Genomic DNA, 13,674 nt, shown 5'->3' with positions numbered 1-13,674 from the left:
GTAAAAATCCTTCATTTATATTGGCTATAGCTTTGTTGCAGTTGGCGCAATTGATCAATACGGGCATCAAATCGCTTCTGATCATCACTGCCCAATTTTGCCAATGCACTGGCCTTGCTAAGTTGTTCGATGGCAGAGTCAAGATTACCTTGCAATGCCATGATTTCCGCATAGGCGGCGAGTTCGTCGTTGTATTTTCCTTGCCCTCCGGCTGTTTTTCTTAATAGTGTCCAGCCGATAAGATCATCAGGGTGACTGAAGGTATAACGAAACAGGAGTTGTGAAGCCTCAGAATACTTTTTGTCCATAAGGTAAGTGTTTGCAAGATTAATTTGCAATACCGGATCGTTTTTTTGTTTCTTGAGTGCTTCCTGCAAGCGCGTGATAGCGTTGGTATACTGTTTTTGCCCGATATCAATATCCGTCATCGTATCAATAAACCAAATGTTATCCGGTTGTTTATCCAGCATTGGAGACAATATTGCTCTGGCCTCAGTATACTTTTTATCTTGGGAAAGCAAAATAGCGTGTCCATAGGCAGCCGCAAGCTGTTCTTTGGCGGTTCCCTGGCTATATTTTTTTAGCAATTGTTCAATATAGGGGCGTTGATCCGTTGAATACATGGTTAAAATACGGACACGGGCGAACAGAAAATTTTGAGACTCCGAAACAGTTTTAGCCGGGTATTGATTTGACCGATTACGGGCATCAGACAAACGGCTGTCAGGTAATGGATGAGTATAGAGCATTTCAGGTAGCTTGGAGCTATAGCGGGATTGATCGACCAGTATTTGCATAAAATCAGGCATTCCGTGTGGATCAAATCCTGCTCGACTCAGCGTTCGCATTCCAATACGATCCGCTTCTTGCTCATTCGATTGGGTAAAACTGATCATGCCTTGTTGGAAGCCTGCCAGTGTACCGCTGAGTGCAGCTATACCGGCTTGTGGATTGGCCATCATAAGCAGGACAGCACCCAGTGTGCCGGCCCATGCCAGAGGGCTGGTTCGTTTTTGTTCTTCCATCAATCGTGCTAAATGTCGCTGTGTCACGTGGGAAATTTCATGAGCCATGACCGATGCCAGTTCACTTTCACTGCGACTATAGCGAAATAGGGCCGAATGGAGAACAACGTTACCGCCGAAAAATGCGTAGGCATTAATATTAGGATTATCTAACAAGTAGAAATGGAAAGGTGTTTTGACTGAATCGGCATGGCTGACTAATTTCTGACCCAACTGATTAATGTATTGAGTCAGCAACGGATCATAAATCAGAGGTGCCTGGGCCCTTATCGAACGTATATATAAGTCGCCCATCGCCATTTCCTGATTGATGCTAAGGGTGGCTCCCGCTGTGGTGCCGATATCAGGTAGTGAATCTTCAGTGGGTGCGGAGAATGCGGGAGGATTTCCTAATAACAACAGGCTAATAAAAAGGGTTATCAGTGATTTCTTGGATGTTTTTCTCATAAAGTGATTCTCATAAAATGGTGCGTTCCATTCTAACTATCAGTTTCATGAATACTTTTATGATGAAAGAGTACCCTAAAATCATTCATCATAATAAATTTTAGTGAAAAATACTTATTACGTATTGCAGCAAAGGAGTTGTACTTATGTTGGATATGATCATGCAATGGTATCGTCGCCGTTTCGCTGATCCACAAGTCATTGCATTATCAGTTATTTTATTGGCTGGTTTTGGGATTATCTATTTTTTCAATGGGATTCTGGCTCCTGTCCTTGCTGCCATTGTACTGGCTTATTTGCTGGAGTGGCCCACGGTACAGTTAGGTAAGTTAGGGTGTAGCCGCACGCTCTCTGTTGCCATTGTATTAACCATTTTTATGGGGATCAGTGCGTTAGTTATTTTGATTGTTGCACCGACCGTCTGGAAGCAGGGTTTAAATTTATTTTCCGATCTTCCCAATATGCTTAATCGGTTTAATGAATACGCGCATACTTTTCCCTCCCGTTATCCTGCGTTAGTTGATGCCGGTATTATCGATATGGTGGCTGATAATCTGCGTAGCAAACTCTCTTTGGCGGGGGAATCCGTTTTTAAGTTTTCGGTTGCTTCCCTGATTGGATTATTGACGCTGGCGATTTATTTGATCCTGGTTCCCTTAATGGTGTTCTTTCTGTTGAAAGACAAAGATAAAATGGTGGCGGCATTGCAGCGTATATTGCCACGTAATCGCAGTTTGGCAGGGAAAGTGTGGCGCGAAATGAACCAGCAGATCACCAATTATATTCGTGGCAAAGTGACAGAAATGGTGATATTGACGCTTTGCACCTATGCGGTATTTGCCTTCTTTGGGCTGCATTATTCTCTGTTGCTTGCGGTCTTGGTTGGTTTATCTGTGCTCGCTCCTTATATCGGCACTGTGCTTGTCACCATTCCAGTGATTGTGGTGGCGTTGTTTCAATGGGGATGTGGGGCTGATTTCTGGGCTCTGTTTATCGCCTATCTGGTGGTACAAGGGTTAGATGGTAACCTGCTTGTGCCAATTTTGTTTTCGGAAGCTGTTAATCTTCATCCCCTTGTTATCATCCTTTCTGTCATTATTTTTGGTGGATTATGGGGATTCTGGGGCGTTTTCTTTGCCATTCCACTGGCTACGTTAATCAAGGCAGTGATTCATGTCTGGCCGGAAGATAAATTGGCAGAAAAAATGAGAATGGCAAAGGCTAATATTGCAGCATTACAGAGGGTTATTGATTGCGAGGAATGCTAAGAACCCGCTTGCTTTGAATATGATGTCATAAAATACTCAGTGAAAATAAATAAGTTGCCGCTTTATTAAGTGAGCGGCAACGCATGACAGATTGACGATTAATGTTGTTTCAGATAATCCAGTACAACTTGATGATGCTCGCTGGTTTTAAATTTATCAAAAACGTGTTCAATCTCACCGTGTGGATTAATCAAAAAACTGATGCGGTGCATGCCGTCATAGGTTTTCCCCATGAACTTTTTTTCTCCCCAAACACCAAATTGTTCGGCAACTTGATGGTCAACATCAGAGAGCAGCGTGAAATTTAGCGTCTCTTTTTCTACAAAGCGGGCTAACTTTTCAGGTGCATCTGTGCTGATACCCAACACTTCAACATTGATGTTTTTTAGTTCATCCATTGAGTCACGCAAGCCACATGCCTGAACGGTGCAGCCTGGCGTCATTGCCTTGGGATAAAAATAAACTAAAACACGTTGGCCTTTGAAGTCAGATAGCTTAATGGTTTCGCCATCTTGGTCAGGAAGGCTGAATTGAGGGGCCTTATCACCGGCTTTCAATGCACTCATCATTCATTCTCCGTTTGATCGTTTTGATTTAAATGTGCTTGTACGATAATACTGCCCCATCGTTGATTTCAAGGGCTTTTACTCTTTGCGCAGGCAGTACCGGATAAGGGCCTGTCGAATACTCTGCTTGGTGCTAAGGAAAAGAAGGGCGTAGACAGTCCCCTCTATAGTTGATACCCGGTATATCACTCTTAACTGGAGATTAGGATCAATATAATCGTGGTAAGTCGTTAAACCAATATCTGCTGCTTCTTCACATAGTGGGGCACTCTCTGGATGTGACTTTATTCTGTTCTCGAAGCTATCAATAAAACCATCCAGAAGTTTTTGTGAAGCAGCCTGACCAATATGTTTGGATAGATAGTGGAAACGGTCATAGAGCTGCTCCTGAAAAGTCTGAGAATATTCAAACTTAATTGTTGTTGTCATCGACCAATCCTTTCAGCCTAGCTCTGAGATCGGAGGATGAAACAGTCCGGCCTGCCTTCACATCTTTTTCTGCGAAAGAGAGCAATCGCAACAAAGCCATTTGTTCCTGTTGCATTTCAAACTGAGCGGGATCTTGAACCACATAGAGAGGCTCTCCATTCTGCGTAACAACTACCGGGTCAGAAACATCCATTGAAGCCAGCTCTTTCTTGAATGCCGAAACTGTCGTTATGCGGGGCGAGGTAAGTAGGGACATAACGTTCTCCAGAGATAAAAATTATCAATTGCAGTATCGATTACAGCATATAGCGCCCCGGTGAAAATGTCCATATATGGACCATATATGGGATTGTCCTGCAAGTTAAAGGGCAGAAATCTGCCCTATAGTGGTTATCCTTCCTGTTCTTCACCTTGGCACTGATCTCAATTTTTCCTATCTAATCAGTATAAAACCTTCTATTTACGTCATTGTTTTTTATATATTTAATTTTTTATCTGAGCTTGTACGATAATACTGCCTTGTGCATTTAATTCTGCACATAGGTGATGAAAAGTTTCTTTAAATATCGTGCCATTATCGTCAACTGGATTGTGGCCTGTAATTTGAATTTGCAGGCGCGCGGGGTGATTTCCTTCGGCAGGGTGCGTTTTTGAGACCAGTTCCGCGATATTAAGATCCTGAGCCGTGAATAAACTGGTAAAACGTTCAACAATGCCTGGTGAATCATCGACATCTACTTTAACGGTGATGGTCGAAGGAAATTTTTTCTGCACCCCACATCGGGTACGTTTCATGACGATGAGTAATTCAAGTTCTGCGCCCTTTTGTGGCAGGGTAGATTCAATCAACGTAATGGCATTCCAGCTACCGGATAGTAACATGATGAAAGTAAATTCTTCGCCAAACATTGCCAGGCGGCTGTCCTCAATGTTACAGCCGCAGGTACTGACGAGGCGGGTAATGGTATTAACGATGCCGGGGCGATCGGTACCTAGGGCGGTGATCACTAAAAAATGCTGTTCTGATGTTGGCAAAGCGATTTTCCTTTAATTTTAGTCGTTGTTTGCTGTGTATGTGGTGTTTAAACATAAAAAATGATCAAGAGAAGGTCAATCGCATTTGTCGGGAGAGCAAAATTATAATTTCTGTTTAATTGGCTACACTTGATATTAACAAAATTCATTGAAATCGCGTGGCTAAAGAGTTTTCTTCTGTATAACAAGAAAGTACCATGAACTTCTTATTTGCAGTTTTAGGCTTAACGAAGGGGAAAGTGGTAATGGTAAGCAATCATTCTGGTTTTACAGGCAGTATAGTTGCATTGATAACGCCGATGGACTCAACCGGTCAGATCGATAAGGCCAGTTTGAGAAAATTAGTTGATTATCATATCGCCAGTGGTACATCTGCGATTGTGTCTGTTGGCACAACAGGCGAGTGTGCAACACTTAACCATGACGAACACGTTGATGTGGTATTGACAACACTGGAAATGGCGGATGGACGCATTCCTGTGATTGCGGGAACGGGGGCAAATGCCACTGCGGAAGCCATTTCTCTGACCCACCGTTTCGAAAACACGGGGGTTGTGGGTTGCCTGTCGGTGACACCTTATTATAATAGGCCATCACAGGAAGGTTTATATTTGCACTTTAAGGCAATCGCTGAGAATACTGACTTACCACAAATTCTGTATAATGTGCCATCTCGTACCGGATGTGATTTATTGCCACCGACTGTCGCGCGTTTGGCGGAACTGAAAAATATTGTTGCGCTTAAGGAGGCGACAGGGAACTTAAGTCGTGTTAGTCAGATCCAAGAATTGGTTAGTGATGAAAATTTCATTCTACTGAGTGGTGATGATGCAAGTTTTGTCGATTTCATGCAGCTTGGTGGTAAGGGAGTGATTTCTGTGAGCGCAAACGTTGCGGCAGCGGAAATGGCGCAGGTGTGTGAATTGGCTGGGCAAGGTAAATATTTGCAAGCTCGTGCCCTGAACAGTCGACTGATGGAATTGCATCATCAATTATTTGTTGAACCTAGCCCGACGCCAGTTAAGTGGGCTTGCCGTCAATTGGGATTGATTACCGATGATACATTGCGTTTGCCAATGATCCCGCTCACGCAGGAAGGGCAAATTCCAGTTGGTAAGGCCTTGAAAATAGCTGGATTACTGTAAAACTTTAGGGAATTTTAATGGCAACATTATTGCAAAAATCGAAGGTCATGAAGATTGCTGGCCTGTCATTGGTGGTTTTGTTAGCTGCCTGTTCCAGCGATCAGCGCTATAAACGTCAGGTCAGCGGGGATCAATCCTATCTTGACACGCCTCCACTGAAAATATTGAACATCCCTGCGGGAATGGTATTACCGTTACAAAATGGCGAGTATAATATCCCGACAACGGCTTCAACAGGGGCAGTGGGTAAAGATTTGGATATACGTCCTCCATTGCAGGCGCTTGCATTATTGACGGGTTCCCGTGTTGAAAATAGTGCTAACAGCAGTAAGTTGTTGCTTGAAAATACCCCGGAATACAGCAAATTATGGTCACAGGTAAACAATCTGCTGACAGAAAAAGGATATAAGATCAGTCATAAAGATGATTCTGCGCAAACCTTGACGACAGATTGGGTTACTTGGCCGCGGGCAGATGAAAATATTCCTTATCAGGGTCGCTACCGTATTTCGGTGACCAAACAGGATTACCAAATAGTGTTAGCGGTTTCGAATGACGGCTTGAAACATGGGGAAAAGGAAATTACCAACCCAGTGGAAATCCAGCGTTACAATGTTGTCATGCTTAATAAACTGGCGGGTGACTTAAGCCAGCAACAAGAAGCCGCGAGTCTGAGTAGTGCTAAAAACTCCGGTGCATTAGCGGTACAAAGCGGTAGTGATAATACTGGATTGCCGCAAATCATCGTGCGTGCACCCTACAACGTCGTCTGGAACAGGTTACCATACGCGTTGGAAAATATAGGTATGAAAGTCACGGACCGTACCCGTTCCACGGGAGCGATAGCGGTGACTTATCAGGGACGCAGTTCTTCTGATTGGGAAGCGTTGGGAGTCGAAGCGCCTTCCATCAGCGAAGGAAATTACAAGTTACAGGTGGGTGATTTGGATAACCGGAGCAGCCTACAGTTTATCAGCGAAAAAGGTAAACCGCTGACGCAATCTGAAAATGATCAAATGGTGGCTGTGCTGGAAGCGGTATTTAGCCAATCCAAAGACCAATCAAAAGATAAGTAATAGATATAGATAAAGGGGCTCAGGCCCCTTTATCTTTGGGATAAGATGTTTGTTCAATTCTTTACGTTTAAAGATGTCATATTTCTGGAGTGTAAAATGCAGAAAAAAGCTGAGTTGTATCGTGGAAAGGCAAAAACAGTGTATACCACTGATAATCCTGACTTACTTGTGCTGGAATTCCGTAATGATACATCAGCATTGGATGGTGAACGCATTGAACAGTTCGATCGCAAGGGAATGGTGAATAATAAATTCAATCATTTCATTATGAGCAAACTGGAAGAGGCGGGTATTCCGACGCAAATGGAACAACGGTTGTCAGATAATGAATCCTTGGTGAAAAAACTTGATATGGTGCCTGTTGAGTGCGTTATTCGTAATCGTGCTGCCGGTTCTCTGGTTAAGCGTCTGGGAGTGGAAGAGGGAATGGTGCTTAATCCGCCACTGTTTGATCTGTTCCTGAAAAATGATGCCAAACACGATCCTATGGTTAACGAATCCTACTGTGAGACATTCGGTTGGGTGAGTCAAGCGCACTTGGCTGAAATGAAACGCTTGAGCTACAAGGCTAATGAAGTTTTGAGCAAATTGTTTGATGATGCGGGCTTGATTCTGGTGGATTTTAAGTTGGAATTTGGTTTGTTCAAAGGCAAAGTCGTATTGGGAGATGAATTTTCACCGGACGGTAGCCGCTTATGGGATAAGCAGACGATGGATAAAATGGATAAAGATCGTTTTCGCCAAAGCCTTGGTGGCTTGATCGAAGCGTATGAAGAAGTTGCACGCCGTATTGGCGTTATTTTGGACTAATGACGCAAACGATTACTTAAAGGTTTTTTTAAATACCAGGATGCCCGATAATATAAAGGGCATCCTGCCCCTGTCTTGCGCGTTGAGTAAATTTAAAGCAGGGATTTAGTTTGTTGTTTCCAGCCTTTTTGTCGCATGCAACTGTAATAAGATCCTCTTCTGGAATCGCTGTTAACATCTATTACATAGCTTTCAGTCATGGGAACACTTTGATAGTAATAGCCATCTTTTCCGCATTGAACGCCATTTACGCAGTGTTGTCGCACGCTTTTCAGCGTTGATCTTTGGGCAACTTCATTTTTTACAGGAAATAGACTTGATGCTGACAGGTTGCATTCAGCCGTTGCTTCACTGAAAGGCGTTGGATGACTTGTTGTAGGTACCCATTGAGTGGTACAACCCGCTAAGGAGAGACAAATTATAAGGGAGGATGTTAATTTTTTCATATCGCTTATACGAACGCATCTTAGTTGCAAGGTATTTCTTACAATCTTTCTGCATTGGCCTTGGTAAAAATGTGGGTGTTTATCAATAAAACCAATTTGTTACTGACGTTATGGTAAATTGCTTATGTTGTGATACTTTCCACGATCAAGATTTTGCTATCAATAAATTAAGATGGCACCTTGCTCTAGGTGAGTAATTATTTATCAATGTTATTACTGAAAGCAAGCGTGTTAGCAAACCGCCAGTCGCTTCGCTATTCTTGTTTTATAGGGAGTTATAGGAAAATTCATGAGCCACATTGATCCTACGTTACTTATTTTGCTTGTGCTTGCAGGGCTTGGCATCATCAGTCATAACATGACAGTGACACTTGCCATGTTATTTTTGTTGGTTGTTCGCATCACGCCATTAAATCAGTTTTTCCCTTGGGTGGAAAAATATGGCTTGACGATAGGTATCCTGATTCTGACTGTCGGCGTCATGGCACCTATCGCAAGCGGGAAAATCTCCGCACAGGACATTTTTAGCTCTTTCTTAAATTGGAAATCACTGCTGGCTATTGTGGTTGGTGTTCTTGTGTCATGGTTGGGAAGCCGTGGTGTTGCTTTAATGTCTAGCCAGCCTTCTACGGTGGCCGGATTATTAGTCGGCACTGTGTTGGGGGTGGCGCTATTTAGGGGCGTTCCCGTAGGCCCGTTGATTGCCGCGGGTATTTTATCGATTATGATTGGCAAATTGTGATTGTGCGGGTCACCATTTTAACGTATTCATCAATCAGATAGTTCATATATTATACAATTCACATTATGGATAGTTCGTTCTATGTATAGCTTATGGCACAGCGCATGGGAAAAGTTGCAGATACAGATGCAGCAACAAGGACAGCGCCGTTTGGTCGTTTTGAGTGGTGATCCTCAATGGAGTGCATCGATTGTCAATCAGCTAACAGAACAGTTCCAAGGGGATTGGTTAACGGTTTCAGCTCATGTATCCGGTGCGATTGATCCGACAAAAGCCGTCAGCTTGCTTGGGCGTGAATTTTTGCATGGTGTTTTTGACGCAACGAAAGGGTTTAATGCGGAAGCATTGGCAATACTGGCCGGCACACTAAAAGCGGGAAGCTGGTTAGTGATGCGTGTACCCGCGTGGTCACAATGGCCGGAACAGCCCGATGAAGATAGTTTGCGCTGGAATGAATCGGCAGGCGTCATTTCGACGCCTAATTTCATTCGCCATATCCGGCAACAAATCCTCGCGTTTCCTGAAGTGATATTATGGCGTCAGGAAATCCCTTTTCAGCTATCTCAGAGAGTTCCACTGCCTGAAACCGGAATGTGGCAGATGCCTGACGGCAACCCGACGGTGAGTCAGCGGGTTATTCTTGGCGAATTGCTACAGGCGACACAAGGCATTTGGGTGATTACCGCACCGCGAGGGCGGGGAAAATCGGCGCTGGCCGGCATGTTAGTGCGATATTGGCAAGGAAAATGCTGGTTATGTGCCCCGGCAAAAATAACGACGGAAGTGATCCGACGTTATGCCGGTATTTCAGATCCTGTTGAGCAGGCACCTTTGGAACAAGAGACGCCTTTTTGGGCAGTCGATAATTTATTGAAGTATTGCCGCACAAAAAAGAGTGGACAGGAAAATAAAAGTGATGCTGACTGGCTATTGATTGATGAAGCCGCGGCGATCCCAACTCCCCAGTTGGCCGAATTGATCCGCTATTTTCCTCGTGTGTTGTTGACTTCAACGGTTCAAGGTTATGAAGGCACGGGACGCGGTTTTTTGCTGAAACTTTGTGCTGCCTTACCTGACTGTCATATCCGTGAATTGAAAACCCCCATGCGCTGGGCTGAAAATGATCCCCTGGAAGCCTGGCTGGATAGTGCTCTGTTATTCGATGATAAACAGCCCGCTGATGACACACGGTTAAGCACAGAAAAATGGCATTTTCACCCGATTTATCAGCCTGAATGGTTACAAAATGCCACATTGCTGCGCCAATTTTATGGCTTATTAACCAGCGCGCATTACCGTACCTCTCCGCTTGATCTGCGTCGATTAATGGATGGCCACGGGATGACATTTCTGGCTGCTGTCGCGCGTTGTTCAAAGCATCAGCCACAACTGATCGGTGCTTTGTGGATGGTGAACGAAGGGGGGTTGTCACCGGCATTGGCACATGAAATCTGGGCAGGACGCCGGCGGCCAAGGGGAAATTTGGTGGCCCAATCTCTGGCGGCACATGGTGGTTTTCCGCAGGCTGCCACCTTGCGATCACAGCGAGTCAGTCGCATTGCTATACAAGCGCAATATCGTCGTCGGGGTATTGCGCAACACTTGATCATCCAACAATGTCAGGAAGCCAGTCAACAAAAACTGGATCTCATCTCGGTGAGTTTTGGTTATACCGCCGCCCTCTGGGCTCTTTGGCAAAAATGTGGTTTTCGACTGGTGAGAATGGGTACCCATCGGGAAGCGAGTAGTGGTTGCTATACCGCAATGGCTGTTTTGCCACTGAGCGAGCAGGGGGGACGTTTTGCCCAATCCGCACAACAGCGGTTATCCCGCGATGCCAGCGGATTGGAATCATTACTCGGCTTTGCCTTGCCAATTGAATACGAAAGTGACGGAAGGCTTAATGCCAGTGATTGGCAGGAATTGGCGGGTTTTGCATTTGCCCATCGTCCGCTGTCAGCATCTTATTTCGCATTACAGCGATTATTATTGCAGAGTCATTTGGCCTTGCCGGCGTTGAGAAAACATCTTCAGCAACAACTAAGTATCGAGCAATGTGTCAGTGACTTATCGTTGAGTGGCCGTAAGGCACTCTTGAAACATTGGCGGGAAGAGACGGCGGAGGCATTGACAAGCATCGATAAAATGCTTGCCAATGACTGGAGAGATTGGGTTATTTCTTACGATCCCGCTGCGGCCAATCATCCTCATCATCCCATTGATCGTTAAGATCCCGATGCGGGGGTAATTCGGGTTTGTTATCTAAGAAATGTTCTTTATCGACGCGACTGAGTGCTTTTACCGCGTTAACGATAATGCCAACGAGCACTAACAGAACAATCCACCAATAATCTATCAGCCAATTCATGATATTTTCCTCGGAACATTAAGAGCCTCTTCCATGAGGCTCAGGAGCCTAATAGGTTATTTCTGTTAAATCCTGATGTATTTTTCAAATATATAGGATAGATTGGTTTTTAACCAGTTGATGCTGGCAATATCACGGTTTTCCCAAGCACTCAACAGGACGTGTTCATCAAATAAATTTTCGGCTTCATGGGATAATGGCCAATAGCTGATATGCCACGGCTCATAAGCTACGCCGGCATCATGGCGTGTAAAGGGACGATAGAAATCATAGTGAGACATGTTTTCTGTTAGCCAATGGGTTAAAGGCTCAAAGTACCCGCCGTTTTCATATTCCCACGGCTCCAGTTGCAGTTTTTTACCTTCTGGCAGCAGAAAGGGATCATAAATATCCAGCTCTGTACCCCAATGATGGCGGCTCGCTCCCGGCAGGGCTGACCAGCGGAGAATGGCTTCACAACGTTCGCCTTCACTCAATTTTGAGATATCAAGGGGGTGGCTGTTATTATCTAATACTGGACGCTGACCACGGAATTTCTCATTCCAGATCGTTTGCTGGCGCGTGAAATCGCGAAACGAACTGGCAGGTTGTAGCTTAAAACCTGCCTTGGCAGCTTCTTTCTGCATGGCAAGAAATGCTTTAGTGGCATTAAACTGCAAGCGGTGATTGCCGGTCAGCGTGATGAGGTGATCAGTGGACAGTCCAGTCAGGGATTCAGGTGTCATCATTTGAGTAATTGCTCCATGATACGTTGATAAATCAGGCTCAATGCTTGTAAATCAGACACCTTGACACATTCATCGGTTTTATGAATGGTGGCATTGATGGGGCCCAATTCCACGACCTGAGCTCCCATTTTGGCAATAAAACGCCCATCTGATGTACCGCCGCTGGTTGATAGCTCTGGCTGATATCCACAATAGTGTTCAATAGACTCAACCACCGCATCAACCAGCTCCCCTTTACTGGTCAGAAAAGGTTGGCCTGATAGCCACCAGTCAATCTCATAGTTAAGGTGATGCTTTTTCAGCATATCTTCAACTTGCCGGCGGATTGCGCTATCAGTCAGTTCAGTGCTGAAACGGAAATTGAACTGAACCCACAATTTCCCAGGGATAACATTATTACTGCCGGTTCCTGCCTGAATATTGGCGATTTGCATACGGGTGGCCGGGAAAAATTCATTGCCGTTATCCCAATGAGTATTGACGAGTTCCTGCAAAAAAGGCACTGAACGATGAATCGGGTTATCTGCCAATTGTGGATAGGCAACATGCCCTTGGGTGCCAAAGATCGTCAAGCTCGCCGTCAGCGAACCCCTGCGCCCGTTTTTGATCATATCCCCAAGGCACGTTTGGCTGGAGGGTTCACCCACGAGACAATAATCCAAACGTTCATGGCGCGACATTAACGCTTCAACCACCTTAACAGTACCATTGGTCGCTTTGGCCTCTTCATCGGAGGTGATCAGAAAAGCCAGACGGCCTTTATGTCCAGGATGCTCTGCGACAAAACGTTCAGCAGCAACCACCATTGCCGCCACTGAACCTTTCATATCTGCCGCGCCACGACCATATAACATGCCATCACGGATAGCCGGTTCAAAAGGGGGTGTTTGCCATTGTGAGATATCGCCGGCAGGAACGACATCAGTGTGTCCGGCAAGGGCAAAAGTCACGCCGGTTCCACGATAAGCCCAAAAGTTCAGGGTGTCGCCGAAAGGCATTCGTTCTACTGTAAAGCCAATGTCTTGCAGGCGCTGGATAAGAAGTTCTTGGCAACCCTGATCATCCGGGCTGACAGAAGGACGCTTGATTAACTGTTGAGCAAGGTCAATGACTGGACAAGTCATAGTCATCTCCGTATCTCGTCATGTGAGAAAAATTGTTGATACTGCTCCGCCTTGAAACCGAGTAAATATTTCTCTGTTTCTGCCCCGTTGTTTTTTGCGCCTTCTGTGCTGGATACCAGCAGAGGTCGTTTTATGATCGAGGGCTGCTCTAGCATAAGTGCTTTGGCGGACTCGGCATTATTAATGGCGGCTTTTTGCTCGTCGGACAATTTGCGCCATGTTGTACCTCGGGTATTCAAGAGGGATTCCCAGCCAACGTTTTCAATAAATGATTGAAGTAACTCAGGAGATAGGCCATCAAGTCGATAATCATGAAAGTGATAAGGAATTCCTTGATCTTCTAACCAACGACGCGCTTTTTTTATGGTATCGCAGTTTTTGATACCGTAGAGAATGGATACTTTGTGAGAAAGGGTATCTGACATGATAGGAGCCTTGATTCTGTTTTGTTTAACCTATCCGACA

Annotated in this window: 16 protein-coding genes; 6 read left to right on the top strand and 10 right to left on the bottom strand. The window is 44.9% G+C overall.

Annotated features, from left to right (window positions below):
- Window positions 1-11: 11 nt before the first annotated feature.
- Complete coding sequence (gene bepA, locus XDD1_RS11170) at window positions 12-1,472, bottom strand: beta-barrel assembly-enhancing protease (RefSeq protein ID WP_045971190.1); 1,461 nt, start codon at window positions 1,470-1,472, stop codon at window positions 12-14.
- Window positions 1,473-1,618: 146 nt separating this feature from the next.
- Between bepA and XDD1_RS11165 the strand changes: the two genes are divergently transcribed.
- Window positions 1,619-2,740: an AI-2E family transporter gene (locus XDD1_RS11165; protein ID WP_045971189.1), complete on the top strand. Its 1,122-nt coding sequence runs from the start codon at window positions 1,619-1,621 to the stop codon at window positions 2,738-2,740.
- Window positions 2,741-2,838: 98 nt separating this feature from the next.
- On the opposite strand, the gene bcp is transcribed toward XDD1_RS11165, so the two are convergent.
- The 4 genes from bcp to XDD1_RS11145 form a co-directional block, all read right to left on the bottom strand.
- Complete coding sequence (gene bcp, locus XDD1_RS11160) at window positions 2,839-3,306, bottom strand: thioredoxin-dependent thiol peroxidase (protein ID WP_045971188.1); 468 nt, start codon at window positions 3,304-3,306, stop codon at window positions 2,839-2,841.
- A gap of 78 nt (window positions 3,307-3,384) precedes the next feature.
- The gene (locus tag XDD1_RS11155; RefSeq protein ID WP_045971187.1) at window positions 3,385-3,735 is read right to left on the bottom strand and encodes a type II toxin-antitoxin system RelE/ParE family toxin; all 351 of its coding nucleotides are present in this window, start codon (window positions 3,733-3,735) and stop codon (window positions 3,385-3,387) included.
- Window positions 3,719-3,991, bottom strand: a complete 273-nt coding sequence (locus tag XDD1_RS11150) for a type II toxin-antitoxin system prevent-host-death family antitoxin (protein ID WP_045971186.1) — start codon at window positions 3,989-3,991, stop codon at window positions 3,719-3,721. Before XDD1_RS11150 ends, XDD1_RS11155 begins: the two co-directional genes overlap by 17 nt.
- A gap of 227 nt (window positions 3,992-4,218) precedes the next feature.
- Entirely contained in the window at window positions 4,219-4,770 is a 552-nt protein-coding gene (locus XDD1_RS11145) for a glycine cleavage system transcriptional repressor (RefSeq protein WP_045971185.1), read from the bottom strand.
- 245 nt (window positions 4,771-5,015) lie between these two features.
- On the opposite strand from XDD1_RS11145, the gene dapA reads away from it, so the two are divergent.
- From dapA to purC, 3 genes are all read left to right on the top strand, one after another.
- Window positions 5,016-5,915, top strand: coding sequence for a 4-hydroxy-tetrahydrodipicolinate synthase (gene dapA / locus XDD1_RS11140; protein WP_045971184.1), 900 nt, complete (start codon window positions 5,016-5,018; stop codon window positions 5,913-5,915).
- A 17-nt stretch (window positions 5,916-5,932) separates the two neighbouring features.
- On the top strand, window positions 5,933-6,991 hold the full coding sequence (bamC, locus tag XDD1_RS11135; RefSeq protein WP_045971182.1) for an outer membrane protein assembly factor BamC: 1,059 nt from the start codon (window positions 5,933-5,935) through the stop codon (window positions 6,989-6,991).
- A gap of 96 nt (window positions 6,992-7,087) precedes the next feature.
- Entirely contained in the window at window positions 7,088-7,801 is a 714-nt protein-coding gene (gene purC, locus XDD1_RS11130; protein WP_045971180.1) for a phosphoribosylaminoimidazolesuccinocarboxamide synthase, read from the top strand.
- A gap of 28 nt (window positions 7,802-7,829) precedes the next feature.
- On the opposite strand, the gene XDD1_RS19660 is transcribed toward purC, so the two are convergent.
- The gene (locus XDD1_RS19660; protein WP_167541631.1) at window positions 7,830-7,979 is read right to left on the bottom strand and encodes a hypothetical protein; all 150 of its coding nucleotides are present in this window, start codon (window positions 7,977-7,979) and stop codon (window positions 7,830-7,832) included.
- A 557-nt stretch (window positions 7,980-8,536) separates the two neighbouring features.
- On the opposite strand from XDD1_RS19660, the gene XDD1_RS11125 reads away from it, so the two are divergent.
- Both XDD1_RS11125 and XDD1_RS11120 read left to right on the top strand, forming a co-directional pair.
- Entirely contained in the window at window positions 8,537-8,989 is a 453-nt protein-coding gene (locus XDD1_RS11125; RefSeq protein WP_045971178.1) for a DUF441 domain-containing protein, read from the top strand.
- Between the two features lie 81 nt (window positions 8,990-9,070).
- Complete coding sequence (locus XDD1_RS11120; protein ID WP_045971176.1) at window positions 9,071-11,218, top strand: tRNA(Met) cytidine acetyltransferase TmcA; 2,148 nt, start codon at window positions 9,071-9,073, stop codon at window positions 11,216-11,218.
- On the opposite strand, the gene XDD1_RS11115 is transcribed toward XDD1_RS11120, so the two are convergent.
- The 4 genes from XDD1_RS11115 to XDD1_RS11100 form a co-directional block, all read right to left on the bottom strand.
- The gene (locus tag XDD1_RS11115; RefSeq protein ID WP_045971174.1) at window positions 11,163-11,357 is read right to left on the bottom strand and encodes a YpfN family protein; all 195 of its coding nucleotides are present in this window, start codon (window positions 11,355-11,357) and stop codon (window positions 11,163-11,165) included. The genes XDD1_RS11120 and XDD1_RS11115 overlap by 56 nt on opposite strands.
- Before the next feature lie 65 nt (window positions 11,358-11,422).
- Entirely contained in the window at window positions 11,423-12,085 is a 663-nt protein-coding gene (locus tag XDD1_RS11110; protein WP_045971172.1) for a M15 family metallopeptidase, read from the bottom strand.
- Window positions 12,082-13,209, bottom strand: coding sequence for a succinyl-diaminopimelate desuccinylase (dapE, locus tag XDD1_RS11105; protein WP_045971170.1), 1,128 nt, complete (start codon window positions 13,207-13,209; stop codon window positions 12,082-12,084). The genes XDD1_RS11110 and dapE overlap by 4 nt, the downstream gene beginning before the upstream one ends.
- Window positions 13,210-13,211: 2 nt before the next feature.
- Window positions 13,212-13,634 (bottom strand): ArsC family reductase, encoded by a 423-nt coding sequence (locus tag XDD1_RS11100; protein WP_045971168.1) that lies wholly within the window; start codon window positions 13,632-13,634, stop codon window positions 13,212-13,214.
- Window positions 13,635-13,674: the final 40 nt, after the last annotated feature.

The sequence above is a fragment of the Xenorhabdus doucetiae genome (assembly GCF_000968195.1).
GTDB classification, from domain to species: domain Bacteria; phylum Pseudomonadota; class Gammaproteobacteria; order Enterobacterales; family Enterobacteriaceae; genus Xenorhabdus; species Xenorhabdus doucetiae.
Note: the sequence above shows the minus strand (reverse complement) of the source record. Positions and strands in the feature narration are given on the sequence as shown.